18 protein-coding genes are annotated in these 17,983 nt (G+C 56.7%); 12 read left to right on the forward strand and 6 right to left on the reverse strand.

Annotated features, from left to right (window positions below; all coding sequences use genetic code 11):
- Positions 1–23 precede the first annotated feature (23 nt).
- Positions 24–1,367, reverse strand: coding sequence for a VOC family protein (locus BFG58_RS03495; RefSeq protein WP_045910509.1), 1,344 nt, complete (start codon positions 1,365–1,367; stop codon positions 24–26).
- A 527-nt stretch (positions 1,368–1,894) separates the two neighbouring features.
- Between BFG58_RS03495 and BFG58_RS03500 the strand changes: the two genes are divergently transcribed.
- From BFG58_RS03500 to BFG58_RS03535, 8 genes are all read left to right on the forward strand, one after another.
- Positions 1,895–2,080 (forward strand): general stress protein, encoded by a 186-nt coding sequence (locus BFG58_RS03500; RefSeq protein ID WP_004150795.1) that lies wholly within the window; start codon positions 1,895–1,897, stop codon positions 2,078–2,080.
- A 94-nt stretch (positions 2,081–2,174) separates the two neighbouring features.
- A complete protein-coding gene (locus tag BFG58_RS03505) occupies positions 2,175–2,669 on the forward strand; it encodes a ferritin-like domain-containing protein (RefSeq protein ID WP_023311678.1) in 495 nt (164 codons plus the stop codon).
- Between the two features lie 23 nt (positions 2,670–2,692).
- Positions 2,693–2,896 (forward strand): hypothetical protein, encoded by a 204-nt coding sequence (locus BFG58_RS03510; protein WP_013096662.1) that lies wholly within the window; start codon positions 2,693–2,695, stop codon positions 2,894–2,896.
- 25 nt (positions 2,897–2,921) lie between these two features.
- Positions 2,922–3,428: a ferritin-like domain-containing protein gene (locus BFG58_RS03515; protein WP_014883791.1), complete on the forward strand. Its 507-nt coding sequence runs from the start codon at positions 2,922–2,924 to the stop codon at positions 3,426–3,428.
- A 17-nt stretch (positions 3,429–3,445) separates the two neighbouring features.
- Positions 3,446–4,318: a manganese catalase family protein gene (locus BFG58_RS03520; protein ID WP_008502274.1), complete on the forward strand. Its 873-nt coding sequence runs from the start codon at positions 3,446–3,448 to the stop codon at positions 4,316–4,318.
- Between the two features lie 67 nt (positions 4,319–4,385).
- On the forward strand, positions 4,386–5,789 hold the full coding sequence (locus tag BFG58_RS03525; RefSeq protein ID WP_045910508.1) for a cytochrome ubiquinol oxidase subunit I: 1,404 nt from the start codon (positions 4,386–4,388) through the stop codon (positions 5,787–5,789).
- The gene (gene cydB / locus BFG58_RS03530; protein WP_048030525.1) at positions 5,789–6,799 is read left to right on the forward strand and encodes a cytochrome d ubiquinol oxidase subunit II; all 1,011 of its coding nucleotides are present in this window, start codon (positions 5,789–5,791) and stop codon (positions 6,797–6,799) included. Before BFG58_RS03525 ends, cydB begins: the two co-directional genes overlap by 1 nt.
- 8 nt (positions 6,800–6,807) lie before the next feature.
- The gene (locus tag BFG58_RS03535) at positions 6,808–8,433 is read left to right on the forward strand and encodes an alpha-amylase family protein (protein ID WP_069719254.1); all 1,626 of its coding nucleotides are present in this window, start codon (positions 6,808–6,810) and stop codon (positions 8,431–8,433) included.
- Here the strand turns inward: BFG58_RS03535 and BFG58_RS03540 are convergent, their stop codons facing one another.
- The 4 genes from BFG58_RS03540 to BFG58_RS03555 are packed head-to-tail and all read right to left on the reverse strand — an operon-like array spanning position 8,434 to position 10,927.
- Entirely contained in the window at positions 8,434–9,420 is a 987-nt protein-coding gene (locus BFG58_RS03540; protein ID WP_069719255.1) for an SDR family oxidoreductase, read from the reverse strand.
- 17 nt (positions 9,421–9,437) lie between these two features.
- Positions 9,438–9,956: a 2-oxo-tetronate isomerase gene (locus BFG58_RS03545; protein WP_045910504.1), complete on the reverse strand. Its 519-nt coding sequence runs from the start codon at positions 9,954–9,956 to the stop codon at positions 9,438–9,440.
- An 11-nt stretch (positions 9,957–9,967) separates the two neighbouring features.
- On the reverse strand, positions 9,968–10,414 hold the full coding sequence (locus BFG58_RS03550) for a DUF421 domain-containing protein (protein ID WP_008502280.1): 447 nt from the start codon (positions 10,412–10,414) through the stop codon (positions 9,968–9,970).
- 9 nt (positions 10,415–10,423) lie between these two features.
- On the reverse strand, positions 10,424–10,927 hold the full coding sequence (locus BFG58_RS03555; RefSeq protein ID WP_069719657.1) for a hypothetical protein: 504 nt from the start codon (positions 10,925–10,927) through the stop codon (positions 10,424–10,426).
- Between the two features lie 138 nt (positions 10,928–11,065).
- On the opposite strand from BFG58_RS03555, the gene BFG58_RS03560 reads away from it, so the two are divergent.
- The 4 genes from BFG58_RS03560 (at position 11,066) to BFG58_RS03575 (ending at position 16,145) form a co-directional block, all read left to right on the forward strand.
- Entirely contained in the window at positions 11,066–11,455 is a 390-nt protein-coding gene (locus tag BFG58_RS03560) for a YdeI family stress tolerance OB fold protein (RefSeq protein WP_045910503.1), read from the forward strand.
- A 64-nt stretch (positions 11,456–11,519) separates the two neighbouring features.
- Positions 11,520–12,404, forward strand: coding sequence for an SDR family oxidoreductase (locus BFG58_RS03565; RefSeq protein ID WP_045910502.1), 885 nt, complete (start codon positions 11,520–11,522; stop codon positions 12,402–12,404).
- A gap of 180 nt (positions 12,405–12,584) precedes the next feature.
- The gene (locus tag BFG58_RS03570) at positions 12,585–13,508 is read left to right on the forward strand and encodes a LysR substrate-binding domain-containing protein (protein WP_045910501.1); all 924 of its coding nucleotides are present in this window, start codon (positions 12,585–12,587) and stop codon (positions 13,506–13,508) included.
- A gap of 255 nt (positions 13,509–13,763) precedes the next feature.
- Positions 13,764–16,145, forward strand: coding sequence for a glucose/quinate/shikimate family membrane-bound PQQ-dependent dehydrogenase (locus tag BFG58_RS03575; RefSeq protein WP_069719256.1), 2,382 nt, complete (start codon positions 13,764–13,766; stop codon positions 16,143–16,145).
- A gap of 117 nt (positions 16,146–16,262) precedes the next feature.
- Here the strand turns inward: BFG58_RS03575 and BFG58_RS03580 are convergent, their stop codons facing one another.
- Positions 16,263–17,954, reverse strand: a complete 1,692-nt coding sequence (locus tag BFG58_RS03580; RefSeq protein ID WP_069719257.1) for a methyl-accepting chemotaxis protein — start codon at positions 17,952–17,954, stop codon at positions 16,263–16,265.
- Between the last annotated feature and the right edge of the window lie 29 nt (positions 17,955–17,983).

A 17,983-nucleotide genomic window follows, 5' to 3' on the forward strand; every position in this document is an offset into this window, starting at 1 on the left:
CACACCCCAGCAGAGTAACGATTTCAGAGCAAACCGCAACGCTGTTTGCTGCGGGTTTCTGCCTCCTGGTAGAGCGTGAACTCGTCATACACCGGGCAGCCCAGCGCGTCTTCAAACGCATCGCGGCTGGCGTTGCCGTGGCTACGGGCCTGGGTTTCATTCCCGAGATTGGACTGGAAAATCCCCGCGGCGCTAACCGGGAGGAAATCTTCGTAGGTGATCGGCTGAGCGACCACCCATCCGCGCTCTATTAGCGGCTGCGGATCATCGCCCGGCCGGAACGCATGGCGATGCGCTTCACCCGCAGGCGTCAGACGGTAGCGGAAATACGCCAGATCCTGACGGCGCATTAGCAGTTCACTGTCCGGGAAGGCGCTAAAGATCTCCCGCAGATGCAGCTGATGCGTCAGGTTATCTTTGCCGGTACCGGCCTGGGAAAGCAGGCTATCGTACAGTTCACGCCCTTTCGGGGTCAGCGCCACGCCGCGCTGCTCAATCTCACCGAAGCGCGCAGTGTGGGTGCCCTTATGTTCCCCGGCAAACAGCACCGGCTCTTCCAGGGCTTTAAAGCTGGTTTGACGCAGCAGGACGGGCACCTCGCGACGCGGCGGGCCTTCAATCAAAATTTTCGGCTCGATACCGTACTTCGGCATCAGCTCCTGCACCCGGTCAATATCCAGCGTGCGCGGCGTGAGGTGGTTAATATGGCAGCCCGGGAAGCAGACCACGTCGGCAATCAGGCGATGCTCGTTATGCAGCGCCTGATAGGTTTCCTGATCGACCGTCGCATGACGGTGCCAGCGGAAGGTTTCCAGCGCTTCCTGCACAAATTCGTGCGCCTGTTCGTCAGTAAACTGCCCCTCAGATTCATACAGATCGAGCAGCGCCAGGCAGCGCGGGGTAAAGATGTTCCGGTGAGAGAGGATTTCCGCCGCCCGTTCGCGCAGCGCGACGTTGTCAATCAGCTCAAGGCGCAGCAGCGACGTAAAGATACGGAACGGATTACGGCACAGCGCCGCATCATCGATCGGGCGAAACGCCGTTGAGTGGACCGGCACCCCCGCCTGGGAGAGATCGTAATAGCTGACCGGGTACATCCCCATAATGGCAAACATACGACGCAGGGTTGAAAGTTCATGTGCTGTGCCAACGCGGATCGCCCCGTGACGCTCCACGTTCAGGCGCGCAAGCTCATCGGCGTTTGCCAGTTGTTCATGTAATAGTGGGTTATTTTCCAGCACCGCCAGGTTTACGTCCGCAACCAGTTCGAGCAAGGTGCCGTACTGCGGAACTTCCTGCTGGTACATCGCCGACATAGCCTGCGAAAAGTGTTCCCGAATGTCATCAGCCGTGATGGTGTTCGCCATGATGTCATGCCTCCAGTGAATATTACCTGGAGTGTAGAGAAACCCGTTCCTTCCGGGGGGAAGAATTTCTGATTTGTGATCTTAAGACGACAGTGGTCAAACCGTGTGCTACTAGCCCCTGAACGAGCCTTAACGAAACCGCCCTTTCGACCTGAACGCTTTTATCCAGGATTTTCCTTATAATTATTTAGGGTTCCGCTTGCTAGCTATAAAGGAGTATTTTTTGCTTTTTTCCTGACTGCAAATTAACCAATTTGAGCGCGCCATTATTTTTTCCTCACCTTTCAAATTTTTAGTTCGAAGTTAGGATTAATCCGAATGGTTGTTTACAAGTCCCTCCTGCCTATCCATATTTCCATTTTAAGCGAAGCGTAAATTTACAAATATTTAAAAATAACGCAGCCGCAAATAGCAAAACGCATTTGACGGATGACGCACAGCGACTAGAGTTATTACTCGAACGACGAGTGATACGGAATATTTTCGTATCGTACTGACATAACCAATATATGACTATGAGGTTTAATATGGCAGAGCATCGTGGTGGTTCCGGTAATTTCGCTGAAGACCGTGAAAAAGCATCAGAAGCTGGACGTAAAGGTGGCCAGCACAGCGGTGGTAATTTTAAAAACGATCCGCAACGCGCATCTGAAGCGGGTAAGAAAGGGGGACAGAACAGTCACGGCGGAGGCCGTAAGTCTGATAACTCCTGATCTTATTTAGTACTCTTTTAATAAAACCAGAGAGCATGCTGCGGGCTGAAAAGCTCGCAGTACCCTTTCTTTATTTTACCGGAGCGTAATTATTATGAATATGAAAAGTGTTGAGGATGTATTTATTCATCTTCTGTCGGATACCTACAGCGCGGAAAAGCAGCTTACCCGAGCGTTAAGTAAACTTGCCCGTGCCGCCTCCAGCGAGAAGCTAAGTGCCGCTTTTACCGCACACCTGGAAGAGACGCAGGGTCAGATTGAACGTATCGACCAGATCGTCGAGCAGGAAGACGGTATTAAGATCAAACGCATGAAATGCGTGGCGATGGAAGGCTTAATTGAAGAAGCCAACGAAGTTATCGAAAGCACGGAAAAAAATGAAGTGCGTGATGCCGCGTTAATTGCTGCTGCACAAAAAGTTGAGCATTATGAAATAGCCAGCTACGGTACCCTTGCCACATTAGCAGAACAACTGGGCTATAAAAAAGCCGTTAAACTTCTTGCCGAAACGCTGGAAGAAGAAAAAGAGACCGACCTTAAACTCACCGACCTGGCCGTTGGAAATATTAACCAAAAAGCGCAGAAATGACGCAATAACACAGGTTAAATAAAATGAGCATCAGTCCCAGGACAATTAAACGGTGCCATTTAACGGCAGCTATAATATGGTTCATACTCGCTATCCCTTCCGTAATATGGTGGAAGAACAGCGTGCTATGGGTCATTATCATCAGTATCTATGCCAATATTGTCGGCCATTTATCTGGCTACAGTGCCGCACGTGCCGATCAGGCTGCTGAAAGTGAGACCAAATAAGCGAACCCCTAATGAGGATACAATGATGAATCACGTAGAACACTACCATGACTGGCTACGCGATGCCCATGCGATGGAAAAGCAAGCCGAATCTATGCTGGAATCCATGGCCAGCCGTATCGATAATTATCCTGATGTTCGCGCCAGAATTGAACAGCATATTAATGAGACAAAACGGCAAATCACATTGCTGGAGGAAATCCTCGACCGTAATGATATTTCTCGTTCGGTCTTAAAAGACTCGATGAGCAAAATGGCGGCGCTGGGGCAATCCATCGGCGGCATGTTCCCTTCAGACGAAATCGTGAAGGGCTCGATCAGCGGCTATGTTTTCGAACAGTTTGAAATCGCCTGTTATACCTCCCTGCTGGCAGCGGCCAAAAAAGCCGGGGACACCGCTTCGATACCCGCTATTGAGACGATCCTCGCAGAAGAGCGCGAAATGGCCGACTGGCTGATTCGCCATATCCCGCAAACGACGGAACAGTTCCTGCTGCGCTCAGACGCATCGGGTGTCGAAGCGAAAAAATAATCCACAGGAGAGTGCCTATGTTTCGACACGTCAAACAGCTGCAATACACGGTTCGCGTCGCCGAACCGAATCCCGGCCTGGCCAACCTTTTACTGGAACAATTTGGCGGGCCGCAGGGTGAACTGGCCGCCGCCTGCCGCTACTTTACGCAAGGGTTGAGCGATGACGATCCGGGCCGTAAAGACATGCTGATGGATATCGCGACCGAGGAGTTAAGCCACCTCGAAATCATCGGTACCCTGGTCGGTATGCTGAATAAAGGTGCCAAGGGCGCGCTGGCGGAAGGGGTGGAAAATGAGGCCGAGCTGTATCGCTCCATGACCGAAAACGGCAATGACAGCCACATCACCTCCCTGCTCTACGGCGGCGGTACCCCGCTCACCAACTCGGCGGGCGTGCCCTGGACGGCGGCCTACGTCGACACCATCGGCGAGCCGACGGCGGACCTGCGCTCAAACGTGGCGGCCGAGGCCAGAGCCAAAATCATCTATGAACGGCTGATCAACGTGACTGACGATCCCGGCGTTAAAGATGCCCTGGCGTTTCTGATGACGCGTGAGGCGGCGCATCAGCTCTCCTTTGAGAAGGCGCTGCAGTCCATCCGTAATAATTTCCCGCCGGGAAAACTGCCGCCAATCGAGGAATTCACCAACAAGTACTACAATATGTCTGAAGGTGGAGAGGTTCGCGGAAGCTGGAACAGCGATAAACACTTCGATTACGTTGAGTCCCCCCAGCCTGCGGTGGATGGCGGCGATGGCAGTGCCAGCGTCACGCTCACAACCGAGCAGGCAACCCTGGTTAAGGCGATGTCTGCCCGCACGAAATCCGATCCACATTCCGACCCGCTGACCGGTGCCGAGCTGGGTGCCGGAAAGACTAAACCGTAATCGGTTTGCCGGGCAGGCCTGAACTGCCCGGCAATTCGCGTGCCCCATCGTCTCAGAGGTACGGACCATGTTCGAACTCGATGCGTTTCATCTGGCCAGAATTCAGTTCGCTTTTACCGTCTCGTTCCACATCCTGTTTCCCGCGATCACCATCGGTCTCGCCAGCTACCTGGTGGTGCTGGAGGGCATGTGGCTGCGCACCAAAAACGACGTCTGGCGATCGTTGTACCACTTCTGGCTAAAGATATTTGCCGTTAACTTCGGCATGGGCGTCGTTTCCGGGCTGGTGATGGCGTATCAGTTTGGCACCAACTGGAGCGGGTTCTCCCAGTTCGCGGGCAGCATTACCGGCCCGCTTCTGACCTATGAGGTGTTAACCGCCTTCTTCCTGGAGGCCGGATTCCTTGGCGTCATGATGTTCGGCTGGAACAAAGTCGGCCCGGGGCTGCACTTCTTTTCGACCTGCATGGTGGCGCTCGGCACGCTGATGTCGACCTTCTGGATCCTCGCCTCCAACAGCTGGATGCACACGCCACAGGGTTTTACTATCGAGAACGGCCAGGTGATCCCGCAGGACTGGCTGGCCATCGTCTTTAACCCCTCCTTCCCTTACCGTCTTATTCATATGGCTATCGCCGCGTTTCTGAGCAGCGCGCTGTTTGTCGGGGCATCGGGGGCATGGCATCTGCTGCGCGGTAACGATACGCCCGCCGTTCGCACCATGTTTTCGATGGCGATGTGGATGGCGCTGCTGGTCGCGCCCATTCAGGCGGTAGTGGGCGATATGCACGGCCTTAACACGCTTGAACATCAGCCGGCAAAAATTGCCGCGATTGAGGGTCACTGGGAAAATCCCCCCGGTGAAGCCACCCCGCTGCTGCTGTTTGGTCTGCCGGATATGGAGGAAGAGCGCACCAAATACGGCCTGGAAATCCCCGCGCTCGGCAGCCTGATCCTGACGCACAGTCTGGACAAGCAGGTCCCGGCGCTGAAAGACTTCCCGAAAGAGGATCGCCCAAACTCGACCATCGTTTTCTGGTCGTTCCGCGTGATGGTCGGGATGGGACTGCTGATGATTACCCTTGGTCTGGTCAGCCTCTGGCTACGCTATCGCCATCGACTTTACCACTCGCGTCCGTTCCAGTGGTTTGCCCTCTGCATGGGGCCTGCCGGGCTGCTGGCGCTGCTTGCCGGCTGGGTGACCACCGAAGTGGGCCGTCAGCCGTGGGTCGTCTATGGCTACCTGCGCACCATCGACGCGGTATCGCTGCACAGTACCCTACAGATGAGCATCAGCCTGCTGGCGTTCTTCGTCGTCTACTCATCCGTGTTTGGCGTGGGCTATGTTTATCTCATCCGGCTGATTAAGAAAGGACCTCAGCCCGTCGATACGCTGACGTCAAACACCTCGGGCACGCCTGCCCGTCCGCTGTCTGCCGCTGAGTCTGTTCCGGAAGAGGAGAGAATCTGATGGGCGTCGATATCTCAGTGATTTGGTTTGCCATCATCGTGTTTGCCACGCTGATGTACATCATTATGGATGGCTTCGATCTGGGCATTGGCCTGCTGTTTAACTTCGTGGGCGATGCGAAAGAGCGCGATGTGATGGTCAACAGCGTAGCGCCCGTCTGGGACGGCAATGAGACCTGGTTGGTGCTCGGCGGTGCGGGGCTGTTCGGCGCGTTTCCGCTGGCCTACGCGGTCATTATAGATGCGCTGACGATCCCCCTCACCGCTATGCTGATCGGCCTTATTTTTCGCGGCGTCGCCTTTGAGTTCCGCTTCAAAGCCACACCCTCACACCGCCGGTTCTGGGACTACTCCTTTGCCGGCGGCTCCCTGCTCGCCACCTTTAGCCAGGGCGTGGTGGTGGGGGCGGTGATCAACGGCTTTGACGTGGAGGGCCGACGCTTTGTCGGCTCAGCGCTGGACTGGCTCACCCCCTTTAACCTTTTCTGCGGCATCGGTCTGGTCGTCGCCTACACGCTGCTGGGCACCACCTGGCTCATTATGAAAAGCGAAGGCGCGCTGCAACAACGCATGCGTGAGCTGACCCGCCACGTGCTGCTGGCCCTGATGGTGGTTATCGCGGTAGTCAGCGTCTGGACGCCGCTCGGCTGGCAGTATGTCGCCGACCGCTGGTTTACCCTGCCCAACTTCTTCTGGTTCCTGCCGGTTCCTCTGCTGGTCGGTATCTTCAGCGTGCTGATCTGGCGCCTGACCCGCAATCCGGACAGCCACTCTCGCCCTTTCCTGCTGACGCTGGGGCTGATTTTCCTCGGGTTTAGCGGGCTGGGCATCAGCCTCTGGCCAAATATTATTCCGCCACGCATCACCCTGTGGGAGGCCGCAGCCCCGCCTGCCAGCCAGCTGTTTATGCTGGTTGGGACGTTACTGATTATTCCGGTGATCCTGGTGTACACCGCCTGGAGCTACTACGTTTTCCGGGGCAAGGTCTCGGATACTGAAGGCTATCACTGAGGAACGCTATGACGGACTGGCATACACGGGCCATTATTTACCAGATTGATACCGCACTCTTTTATGATTTGAACGGCGATGGCTGCGGGGACATCGCCGGGATAGCGGCCAAGCTGCGCTACATTCGCCGGATGGGGGCGACGGTTATCTGGATCACCCCGTTTTACCTCACCCCCTTTCTCGATGAAGGCTATGACGTCAGCGACCATCTCCAGGTGGACCCCCGCTTCGGAAAGCTGGCCGATATTATTGCCCTTATCGAACAGGCCCGCGAGCTGGGCATGCAGGTCATTATTGAGCTGCTGATCCAGCACACCTCCGACGCGCACCCCTGGTTCCAGCAGGCCCGCCGTAACCCGGCGTCACCCTACCGGGATTACTACCTCTGGTCAGATACCGACGAGGACGATACGCCCCCGATGTTTCCCGGCGTGGAGGAGAGCATCTGGAGCTGGGACGACGAGGCGGGACAATACTACCGGCACATGTTCTATCGCCACGAACCGGACCTGAACCTGACCTCGCCCGCGGTACTGAAAGAGATTGAGAACATCATCCTCTTCTGGCTCAAGCTGGGCGTATCGGGGTTCCGCCTGGATGCCGCCTCCCACCTGACCACGCAGGCGGGAAATGGTGATGAAAAAAAGGGTCTGTGGATCCTCGAGCATATGCGCCGTCTTATTGAGGAGCATAATCCGGAGGCGATCCTGCTGGGTGAAGTGGACGTCGAGGTGGAGGCCTATCAGGACTACTTTGGCAATAATGACCGCCTGAATCTGGTGCTCAATTTCTGGCTCAACAAGTATTTTTACGTCAGCCTGGCCCGCAAAAGCGCCCGTCCGCTGCGCAACGCGGTGAAGAAGATGATCGTCCCGCCCGATTCATGCTGTTTTGCCAACTGGCTGCGCAATCACGACGAACTGGATCTGGAGGGCATCAGCCAGAAAGACAAACAGTTTGTCCTCGATACCTTCGCCCCTGACGACGAGATGAACGTCTACCAGCGCGGGATCCGCCGTCGCCTGTCCCCGATGCTCAACGGCGATCTGAAGCGGCTGGCGTTCTGCCACGCGGTACTCTTTTCCCTGCCTGGCGTTCCGGTGATGCGCTATGGCGATGAGATCGGCATGGGGGATGACCTCGATCTGGAGGAGCGCTACGCCGTCCGCACGCCGATGCAGTGGGCGGGATCGCAAGGCGGCGGTTTTTCGGCAGCCGACCCGGAAAAATTTATCGCGCCGATTATCGACCGCGGCCCTTATCGCTATCAGAAAATCAACGTCGCCGATTCGCTGCTCCACCGCAACTCGCTTCTGCACCGGATCATTGATATCACCAATACCCGCTCGGAGTTCCCCGAAATCGCCGTTGCGCCCTTTCGGCTCCTCACGATCGATAGTGACGCGGTGCTGGGGATCTATTACGAGACCGAAGAACGCAGCATCCTGACCTTTGTTAACTTCAGCGACCAGCCGGTACGGTTCACCGTCAAGGGGATCCGCAACGCCACCTGGACCGCCTGTCTTGCGGACAAACGCTACGATGACGCGCTGGTTTGCGGTAAAACCGTCGAGCTCAGCCTTGGCGGCTACGGCTATCGCTGGTTCTGGACGCACCGCAGCGCGCTGCGCTGATTACGGTTTCCGGCGGGTGAGCAAACGCGTTAATACAATTCCCGCCACCGCCAGCCCCCCTAACGCCACTTTGCCCGGCATACCGGAGGTCACGGACGTCGCGCGGGTTTTCGCTTCGTCAGTGAAACGGCCATGGATTCTGTGCAGGTCGTTAACCGGCTGGTCGAGATAATCCCGGCGGTCCGTCGCGTTCAGATCGTCCGTCATCTGACCTTCCCAGGCTTTCTTCACCATCAGCCGGTCCAGAAACCCCGGGAAGAGGAACTGCCCGACAATCGACTGGATGGTGCTGCTGCCTACCCACAGCTCACGCACCGGCTTTTGCGCCACCCTGAAGATGGCGCTGGCGGCGACTTCAGGCTCGAAAACCGGCGGTACCGGCCGCATCGCCCACGCGAACTTGTTCCTTGCCCATTCAAACTGCGGCGTGTTAAGCCCCGGCATCTGCACCATCGAAAGCTGAACCCGGCTGTTCTCATGCATCAGCTCGGTACGTACCGCGTCGGTAAACCCGCGGATCGCCGCTTTGGCCCCGCAGTAGGCGGACTGCAGGGGAATGGAACGGTAGGCCAGCGCGGACCCTACCTGGATAATCACGCCCCTGTCGCGCGGAACCATAAGCTCGAGCGCCGCGCGGGTACCGTTCACGTAGCCGAGGTACGTCACCTCAGTCACGCGTCGAAACTCGTCCGGCGTAAGGGTGCGAAACGGCGCCAGCACAGCCCCCATGGCATTGTTAACCCAGACATCAATCGCGCCGAGGCGATACTCAATGTCGTTAGCCGCGTCCACCACCGCCTGACTGTCGGCGACGTCAGCCTGCACGGCGTGTGCATTCACGCCGAAGCGGCGCAACTCTTCCTGGGTGGAGTGCAGGCTTGCCTCATCGCGGGCGATGAGGCCGACATCGTAACCTGCTTTTGCAAAGTGCAGCGCCGTGGCTTTTCCCACGCCCGCCGTCCCACCGGTAATTACTATGACAGCCATAGAACCTCCACGCGAAATCAACCGTTATGCCCGTCCGACAATGCTGTCACCAGCTCGGCCAGCGAAAAATGCACCGCTTTTTCCACCACGTCCTGACAGTCGCCGGAGAAAAGCACGGTGCGGGTTTGCGTCTCGCCCTGGATGTTCCACGCAAAGCAGACCGTCCCCGCCGCCGTGCCATCGTCGCCCCCTTCCGGGCCAGCATAGCCGCTGATGGCGATACTGATATCCGCCTGGGCGATGTCGCGGATGCTGGCGGCCATCTCGGTCACCGTCTGCTCACTGACGGCGGTATAGCGCGCGAGCGTCTCAGGACGAACGCCGAGGATCCGCGCTTTGGCTTCGTCGCTGAATACGACCAGGCCAACATCATAAAAATCGGCCGTGTTCTCTTCGGCGCAAAGTGCTACCGATAGTTTTCCGCCGGTGCAGGATTCCGCCGTGGTTAAGCGAAGCCCGAGATCGGTTAGTTTGCTCGCCAGTTTTTTCGTCAGTTCACCCACGGTATAATTGTTGTCGTGAAAAAGATTGCTCATCTTTTCGCCTCTTATTTCTCAAAAGGAATGATTGAAATATGTCCATTGCGCTCAAGTATGGCATATTTAATTTGGCTTATTTCGGTAATACCATTATTTTGACGCGCTGACACCAGAATATCATCGCAAGAGACATCGACCTTTTTGAGTTTATCCGCCAGGGGTACGCCGTTTTCCACCAGAATCACGGGAGTGCCGTCCAGAATATTCTCCACCGGGGAAAAATACTTCTTCATAAGGCCAAAAATAATATCCACCACCACCAGGGTGGTAATCGTAATCATCGCACCGGTGACGGAAAAATCTTGTCCGAGAAGCGCCTGCTGCGTAGCTTCACTAATTATCAGGAGCAGAATGAGATCGAAGCTGGTCATCTGCAGCAGCGCACGCCGCCCGGCCACTTTAAATACCACCACGAGGAACAGATAAATCGCCAGCGCACGAAAGACCATATCCATATCGGCCTCCTAGGGGTAAATAAATTGCCAGAGGGTTATCTCCGGCTCGTTGTTTACACGAACGGCCGTGTTCCATTTACCGGCTCTCGAAGGCGTGGTGAAGAGTAACACCGCGAAGCGGTCTGACTTTTTCAGGTTGTTATAGACAAAATAGAGGGTCTTGCCACGGCTGAACATGCTGTCCGGCTGCGGCCAGACGCTGCCAGGCTCGTAAACATCGCTGCTCTCGCTGGCCATACTGAGAACATACTTTCCCTCTGTTCGCACCGGGAACGCCAGCTCCATTCGCGTCTCCGTCTCCCGGCGGCCAAACCGTTCATAGCTTATGGTCAGTGATTTAGCGGAATTGGTTTTAACCGTATCGCTGACCCATCCGCTTGAAAACAGACCGGCAATGGCTGCGATGATAATAGCCAACAGAACAATAAAACCCACCTGACGAAACGCGTATTCAAACGTCAGCAAGCGATAACTCTCATCTATCCCGGGCAACTTTTCATTTTCACGCTTCATGGCCATCGTCACCGTTTCGCTTATTATCCGATAAGTTTGATTTTTCACGCGAATGTTTTTAGGACTTATCACATTTGCCACATAAAGAAATAGCAACAATACTTAATAAGTCAAGACACCCAAAATGAAGGATATCCGATGAAATTATCGCTTATTTCCGCTTTTATGATATTTCTGGTTCCGGCCGCCTTCGCAGATAATAACGGCGGGTTACAAAAAGGTGAAGCTCCGCCGCCACCCCATGCGCTGGATAGCGGATATCGAGGAACCGATGATGCGCGTATTATGACCATCGATCAGGCAAAACAACTGCACGACGGTGCGACCATTTCATTACGCGGTAATCTTATTGATGGTAGCGGCGATAAGTTTGTATTTCAGGATAAAACCGGAAAAATCGACGTTATTATTCCCCAGGCAGTCTTCGACGGCAGAACGGTAAAACCCGACCAGATGATCAGTATCAACGGTTCGCTTGATAAAAAATCATCCCCTGCCGTCGTCCGTGTTGATCGTTTGCAGAAATAATTCAGCGAAGCGTTAACGCTGCAGTTATCCATCAAATCTCACCCCTTGGCTTAAGGAGTCAGCTATGAGTGATACTAAACAACGTACGAACGCTTACCCGCAGCCCCCGTTCCCGGAACAGCCACAAACGCCACCGGGACTGGCATCCGAAATGCAGCCCGTACCCGACCACGGGGAAACCAGCTATAAAGGGCATGGCCGCCTGGCGGGCAAAAAAGCGCTGATCACCGGCGGTGACTCGGGTATCGGTCGCGCTGTAGCCATCGCCTATGCCCGTGAAGGCGCGGACGTGGCGATTAACTACCTGCCTGAAGAGGAAAAAGACGCCGCTGAGGTTATCGACCTGATCAAAGCCGAAGGGCGGAATGCCGTCGCGCTGCCGGGGGACGTCCGGGACGAAACCTTCTGCCAGAATCTGGTCGAAGAAGCCGTCTCGAAGCTGGGCGGGCTGGATATTCTGATCAACAACGCCGGTCGCCAGCAGTTCCGTGAATCGCTTGAAGAGCTGACCACCGAAGATTTTGACGCGACGTTTAAAACTAACGTGTACGCGCCTTTCTGGATCACGAAGGCGGCTCTGCGCCATCTGAAAGCCTCGTCCGTGATCATTAATACCTCCTCCGTCCAGGCGGTGAAGCCCAGCCCGGTGCTGCTGGACTACGCCCAGACGAAAGCCTGTCTGGCGGTATTTACCAAATCCTTAGCCAAGCAGCTGGGTCCGAAAGGCATTCGCGTCAACGCGGTTGCTCCCGGTCCCTACTGGACGGTGCTGCAGTCCAGCGGCGGCCAGCCGATGGAAAAAGTGAAGGAGTTTGGCGGAGATACGCCGCTGGGACGTCCGGGTCAGCCCGTCGAGATTGCCCCGCTGTACGTCACGCTGGCCTCGGATGAATGTTCATTTACGTCCGGCCAGGTGTGGTGTTCTGACGGCGGTGACGGGGTAATCTAACCGCATAACCCTTCCCCTCAGCAATGAGCAATAAATGAACAAGGATGTTCGCTCTTATTCCCCTGCCGAAAAACATGTTGTAACTCAAACAGATCAAATGTTAAAAATATTTTGCTATCAGGTTATCAAAATTAAACAACTTAACTTGTCACCCGCATCGCTCTGTTTTTAACATCGCCTATGGAAAAAAATGGTCTGTTCAGTCAGCGCATACGCTTGCGCCATTTGCATACATTTGTGGCCGTCGCTCAACAGGGAACGCTGGGGCGTGCGGCTGAAACTCTTAACCTGAGCCAGCCTGCGCTCTCGAAAACCCTCAACGAGCTGGAACAGCTGACCGGCGCCCGTCTTTTTGACCGCGGTCGGCTGGGCGCGCAGCTTACCATCGTCGGCGAACAGTTCCTGACGCACGCCGTTAAGGTGCTGGATGCGCTCAATACCGCAGGCCAGTCCCTGCATCGAAAAGAAGAGCACAGCAGCGAGGTCGTCCGCGTCGGGGCCCTGCCTACCGCCGCGCTGGGCATTCTTCCGCCGGTGATTGGCCAGTTCCACAAGCAGCAACGGCATACCACGATCCAGGTTGCCACCATGAATAACACCATGCTGCTCGCGGGGCTGAAATCGGGCGAGCTGGATATCGGTATCGGCCGCATGTCCGATCCTGAACTGATGGGGGGTCTCAATTACGAACTGCTGTTCCTGGAATCCCTGAAGCTGGTGGTTCGTCCCGATCACCCTCTGCTGCAGGATACGGTGACGTTAAGCCGCGTGATGGAGTGGCCGGTGGTGGTGTGTCCGAAAGGGACCGTCCCCCGTCAGACCGCCGAAACCTTGCTGCAAATGCAGGGGTGTACGCTGCCATCAGGGTGCATCGAAACGCTGTCGGCCTCGCTTTCACGCCAGCTCACGCTCGACTATGACTACGTCTGGTTCGTTCCCTCCGGGGCGGTAAAAGATGATTTGCGCCAGGGCACGCTGACCGCTCTCCCGGTAACGGCCCCCGGCGCTGGTGAACCTATTGGTATTTTGACCCGGGTAGATACTCCACTTTCCACAGGCGCGCAGACGCTGCTGAGCGCCATCCGCAAATCAATGCCGGTTTAAAACCTTTTCGACCCTCCCCTTAACCCTCTCCCCTCAGGGGCGAGGGGGCTGTCCTGTGCGTTAATCAAATAATGCGGAATAAATCATTAACAATTGCGTAAAACAATTTAACAGTTTTATCATAGCGGAGAATTCACCAAATGGTTCGCTAATTATTTGACAGAAACGAATTCACCGGCATTAACCATCAATCCCACCGCATTTATTACCCAACTGGTACATACCCGACACGGCGGGGGATCTAAGGAGACAGAAATGGCATTTGGCAGCGCGCCACGCGGGATACCTCGTATTCTGCAGTGGCTTCTTGCCGGACTGATGATGCTCATCGGTCTGGCGGTCGGCGGGTTGGGCTTTAAGCTCGCCACCGTGGGCGGAAGTAGTTACTTCCTGATAATGGGCGTGGTGATGGTGATTGCCGCGATCCTGATTTTCCTCAACCGCACCAGCGGGATCCTGCTTTACGGCATCGCGTTTATTGCCTCGCTGTTCTGGGCGGTAAGCGATGCAGGCTGGGATTTCTGGCCGCTCTTCTCCCGCCTGTTTACCTTTGCCGTGCTGGCGTTCCTCTGCGCCATCGTCTGGCCCTTCCTGAGCGCAGCAAACCACACTGCGCCGAACAAAGCCCCCGCTTTTGGCGTCGCGGCCCTGCTCGCGGTGGCCATGCTGGTCAGCCTGGGCTGGATGTTTAAGCCGCAAACCCTCGTGGCAGCGAACGAGCCCGTTCCGGTGAAACCCGTTGCACCCGGCGAGCAGCAAAAGAACTGGGAACACTGGGGCAACACCACCCACGGCGACCGTTTCGCCGCGCTGGACCAGATTAACAAGCAAAACGTCAACTCGCTGAAAGTCGCGTGGGTTGCGCACACCGGCGATATTCCGCAGAGCAACGGCTCGGGTGCGGAAGATCAGAACACCCCTCTGCAGATTGGCGACACGCTGTATGTCTGTACGCCATACAGTAAAGTGCTGGCGCTGGACGTGGATTCCGGTAAAGAAAAATGGCGTTATGATTCGAAAGCGACCGCGCCGAACTGGCAACGCTGCCGCGGTCTGGGCTACTTTGAAGATCACGCAAACGTGACAGCGTCACAGACCGGAACATCGCCAGCGGCATGCCCTCGCCGCCTGTTCCTGCCCACCACCGATGCCCGTCTGATTGCCATCAACGCGGATAACGGCAAGGTCTGCGACGACTTTGGCGACCATGGCATCGTGGATCTGAGCGTCGGCATGGGCGAGATCAAGCCCGGATATTATCAGCAAACCTCCACGCCGCTGGTTGCCGGGAACGTTGTCGTCGTTGGCGGTCGCGTCGCGGATAACTACTCTACCGGTGAACCGCCGGGCGTGGTGCGCGCCTACGACGTTCACACCGGTAAACTGGCCTGGGCGTGGGATCCGGGTAATCCGAACCTGACCGGCCTGCCGCCGGAAGGCCAGACCTACACCCGCGGTACACCGAACGTCTGGTCTGCGATGTCTTACGACGCCAAACTGAACCTGATCTACCTGCCAACCGGCAACGCCACGCCAGACTTCTGGGCGGGCGAGCGTACCGCGCTGGACGATAAGTACAGTTCCTCCATCGTCGCCGTCGACGCGGCCACCGGCCAGGTCCGCTGGCATTTCCAGACCACCCACCACGATCTCTGGGACTTCGACCTGCCTTCCCAGCCGCTGCTGTACGACCTGCCTGACGGTAAAGGCGGCACCACGCCGGTGCTGGTGCAGACCAGCAAGCAGGGCATGATCTTCATGCTTAACCGCGAAACCGGCAAGCCGGTGGCGAAGGTAGAGGAACGCCCTGTCCCGGCGGGTAACGTTGAAGGTGAACGCTACTCCCCAACCCAGCCGTACTCCGTTGGCATGCCGATGATTGGCAACCAGACGCTGACCGAGTCCGACATGTGGGGCGCGACGCCTGTTGACCTGCTGCTGTGCCGCATTCAGTTTAAAGAGATGCGTCATCAGGGCGTCTTTACCCCGCCTGGTCTCGACCGTTCCCTGCAGTTCCCTGGCTCACTCGGCGGGATGAACTGGGGCAGCGTCTCCGTTGACCCGAACAACAGCCTGATGTTCGTCAACGATATGCGCCTGGGTCTGGCGAACTATATGGTGCCGCGCGCGAACGTGGCGAAAAATGCCAGCGGCATCGAGATGGGGATTGTTCCAATGGACGGCACGCCGTTCGGCGCGATGCGTGAACGCTTCCTGTCACCGCTGGGTATTCCGTGCCAGAAGCCGCCGTTTGGCACCATGTCAGCCGTTGATCTGAAAACCGGCAAGCTGGTGTGGCAGGTCCCTGTCGGCACGGTGGAAGATACCGGCCCGCTGGGCATTCGCATGCACATGCCAATCCCGATCGGTATGCCGACCCTGGGCGCGTCGCTCTCTACCCAGTCCGGTCTGCTGTTCTTTGCCGGTACCCAGGATTTCTACCTGCGCGCGTTTGATACCGCCACCGGGAAAGAGATCTGGAAAGACCGCCTGCCGGTTGGCAGCCAATCCGGCCCGATGACCTACGTGTCGCCGAAAACCGGTAAGCAGTACATCATCATTAACGCCGGTGGCGCCCGCCAGTCGCCGGACCGCGGTGATTACGTTATCGCGTACGCATTACCTGATAAGAAATAAGATGTGAAAAAGGGACCGAAAGGTCCCTTTTTTTTGCCCGGTGGCGCTACGCTTACCGGGCCTACCGTTATACGTAGGTCGGGTAAGGCGAGGCCGCCACCCGACGCAACACGCCACTCAGAACGTCTCCCAGTTATCCCCGGAAACCGTCGCCGCCGGGCGCAATGGTACGTTCTGCGCCAACGGTGCAGCCGTCACCACGCGGCCCTGCTTTGCGCTATTCAACCGAAACGCGCCAACCGCCTCGGTCAGACGCGCGCCCTGTTCTTCCAGAGACGCCGCCGCCGCGGAGGCTTCTTCCACCAGCGAGGCGTTCTGCTGGGTCACTTTATCCATCTCAGAAATCGCCTGGCTCACCTGCACAATACCGCGGCTCTGCTCATCGGACGCCGCGGCGATCTCCAGCATGATGTCGGTAACGCGTTTCACCGCGTCGACAATCTCATTCATGGTGTTACCGGCGGCCACAACCTCGCCGGAGCCCTGGTCAATCAGCGATACCGATTCGTTGATCAGGCTTTCGATCTCTTTTGCGGCATTCGCACTGCGGCTTGCCAGGGTGCGCACTTCACTTGCCACCACGGCAAATCCGCGCCCTTGTTCACCCGCACGGGCCGCTTCTACCGCCGCGTTAAGCGCCAGGATATTGGTCTGGAAGGCAATGCTGTTAATCACGGCGGTGATTTCAGAGATCTTCTTCGAGCTGCTGGAGATATTGCCCATGGTTTTCACCACGCCGGAGACCATCTGGCCGCCGCGGGTGGCTTTGCCGGAAGCATCTTCCGCCAGCTTGCTGGCATGATGGGCGTTATCGGCGTTCTGCTTCACCGTCGCGGTCAGCTGTTCCATGCTTGCGGCGGTTTGCTCGATGGCGGCAGCCTGCTGCTCGGTGCGGGAAGAGAGATCGGTGTTACCGGCAGAAATTTCGCTGGTGCCACGGTAAATCTCCTCCGCCCCCTGACGCACGGTGCCGACCGTTTTTTCAAGCGAGTGCTGCATGGTTTGCAGATCGCGCGTCAGGCGACCAATTTCGCTGCGCCCCGCCACGTCGTCCGGCATCGTCAGGTCGCCCTTAGCGATATTCTCGATACGTTTCGCTGCTCGCTGCAGCGGATTGATTACCGTGCGGCGCAGCACGACAAAGGTCATCGCCGTCAGCACCAGCGCCAGCGCAAACGCGCCCACCATAAACATCAGGCCCAACTGCGTGCGGCTGTGCGCCTGCGCCGTCAGCGCATTGGCACGGTCGGTACGGATCTTAATCGCCTTCAGCAGTACGGCGTTATAAGCGTCATCCAGCGGACGCGCCGTTTCGTTTTCGTGATTGATGATCGCTTCGAACATGCCGTTTTTGGCGAATTTGACCATCGGCTGCATGCCAGCGATATAGGCGTCGTAACGCGCCTTGAGATCCGCGTCCAGCGCTGCGCCCTCGGCGGTGCGCACGGCACGATTCATGTAGGCGGTAAAGCTCTCCTGGGACTGCTTAATGCGTGTTTCCGCCTCGCTGATGTTCTGCTTCATGGCGTCCATCTCCGCGATACGGCTTGCCGCACCGGCGTGGATCAGATTGATACGCGCGGTTCGCAGATGGTTTGAGCTGTTCGACAGCCCCATACGCACCTGAATTTCAGCTGTGACATCCTGCTGATCGTTATCGGCCTGCAGCAGGAAATAACCCGCAAGACCCGAGCTCAAGGCAAACAGAAGAATAATGCCACCGAGAATGGAGGAAAACAGCGGAACCAGCCTGATGTGATGCAAGAAGCTCAGCTTGCGCTGCGCCAGCATCGAAGTAGTGTTGTCCATGACCGTCGACTCTCTTGTAGGTAAGATGC

Source organism: Enterobacter sp. ku-bf2 (genome assembly GCF_001742765.1).
Lineage (GTDB): Bacteria > Pseudomonadota > Gammaproteobacteria > Enterobacterales > Enterobacteriaceae > Enterobacter > Enterobacter quasiroggenkampii.

Coding starts and splice junctions, on each gene's coding strand:
- BFG58_RS03495 (WP_045910509.1), bottom strand. CDS start 1,367: ATGGCGAACACCATCACGGCTGATGACATTCGGGAACACTTTTCGCAG.
- BFG58_RS03500 (WP_004150795.1), top strand. CDS start 1,895: ATGGCAGAGCATCGTGGTGGTTCCGGTAATTTCGCTGAAGACCGTGAA.
- BFG58_RS03505 (WP_023311678.1), top strand. CDS start 2,175: ATGAATATGAAAAGTGTTGAGGATGTATTTATTCATCTTCTGTCGGAT.
- BFG58_RS03510 (WP_013096662.1), top strand. CDS start 2,693: ATGAGCATCAGTCCCAGGACAATTAAACGGTGCCATTTAACGGCAGCT.
- BFG58_RS03515 (WP_014883791.1), top strand. CDS start 2,922: ATGAATCACGTAGAACACTACCATGACTGGCTACGCGATGCCCATGCG.
- BFG58_RS03520 (WP_008502274.1), top strand. CDS start 3,446: ATGTTTCGACACGTCAAACAGCTGCAATACACGGTTCGCGTCGCCGAA.
- BFG58_RS03525 (WP_045910508.1), top strand. CDS start 4,386: ATGTTCGAACTCGATGCGTTTCATCTGGCCAGAATTCAGTTCGCTTTT.
- cydB (WP_048030525.1), top strand. CDS start 5,789: ATGGGCGTCGATATCTCAGTGATTTGGTTTGCCATCATCGTGTTTGCC.
- BFG58_RS03535 (WP_069719254.1), top strand. CDS start 6,808: ATGACGGACTGGCATACACGGGCCATTATTTACCAGATTGATACCGCA.
- BFG58_RS03540 (WP_069719255.1), bottom strand. CDS start 9,420: ATGGCTGTCATAGTAATTACCGGTGGGACGGCGGGCGTGGGAAAAGCC.
- BFG58_RS03545 (WP_045910504.1), bottom strand. CDS start 9,956: ATGAGCAATCTTTTTCACGACAACAATTATACCGTGGGTGAACTGACG.
- BFG58_RS03550 (WP_008502280.1), bottom strand. CDS start 10,414: ATGGATATGGTCTTTCGTGCGCTGGCGATTTATCTGTTCCTCGTGGTG.
- BFG58_RS03555 (WP_069719657.1), bottom strand. CDS start 10,927: ATGAAGCGTGAAAATGAAAAGTTGCCCGGGATAGATGAGAGTTATCGC.
- BFG58_RS03560 (WP_045910503.1), top strand. CDS start 11,066: ATGAAATTATCGCTTATTTCCGCTTTTATGATATTTCTGGTTCCGGCC.
- BFG58_RS03565 (WP_045910502.1), top strand. CDS start 11,520: ATGAGTGATACTAAACAACGTACGAACGCTTACCCGCAGCCCCCGTTC.
- BFG58_RS03570 (WP_045910501.1), top strand. CDS start 12,585: ATGGAAAAAAATGGTCTGTTCAGTCAGCGCATACGCTTGCGCCATTTG.
- BFG58_RS03575 (WP_069719256.1), top strand. CDS start 13,764: ATGGCATTTGGCAGCGCGCCACGCGGGATACCTCGTATTCTGCAGTGG.
- BFG58_RS03580 (WP_069719257.1), bottom strand. CDS start 17,954: ATGGACAACACTACTTCGATGCTGGCGCAGCGCAAGCTGAGCTTCTTG.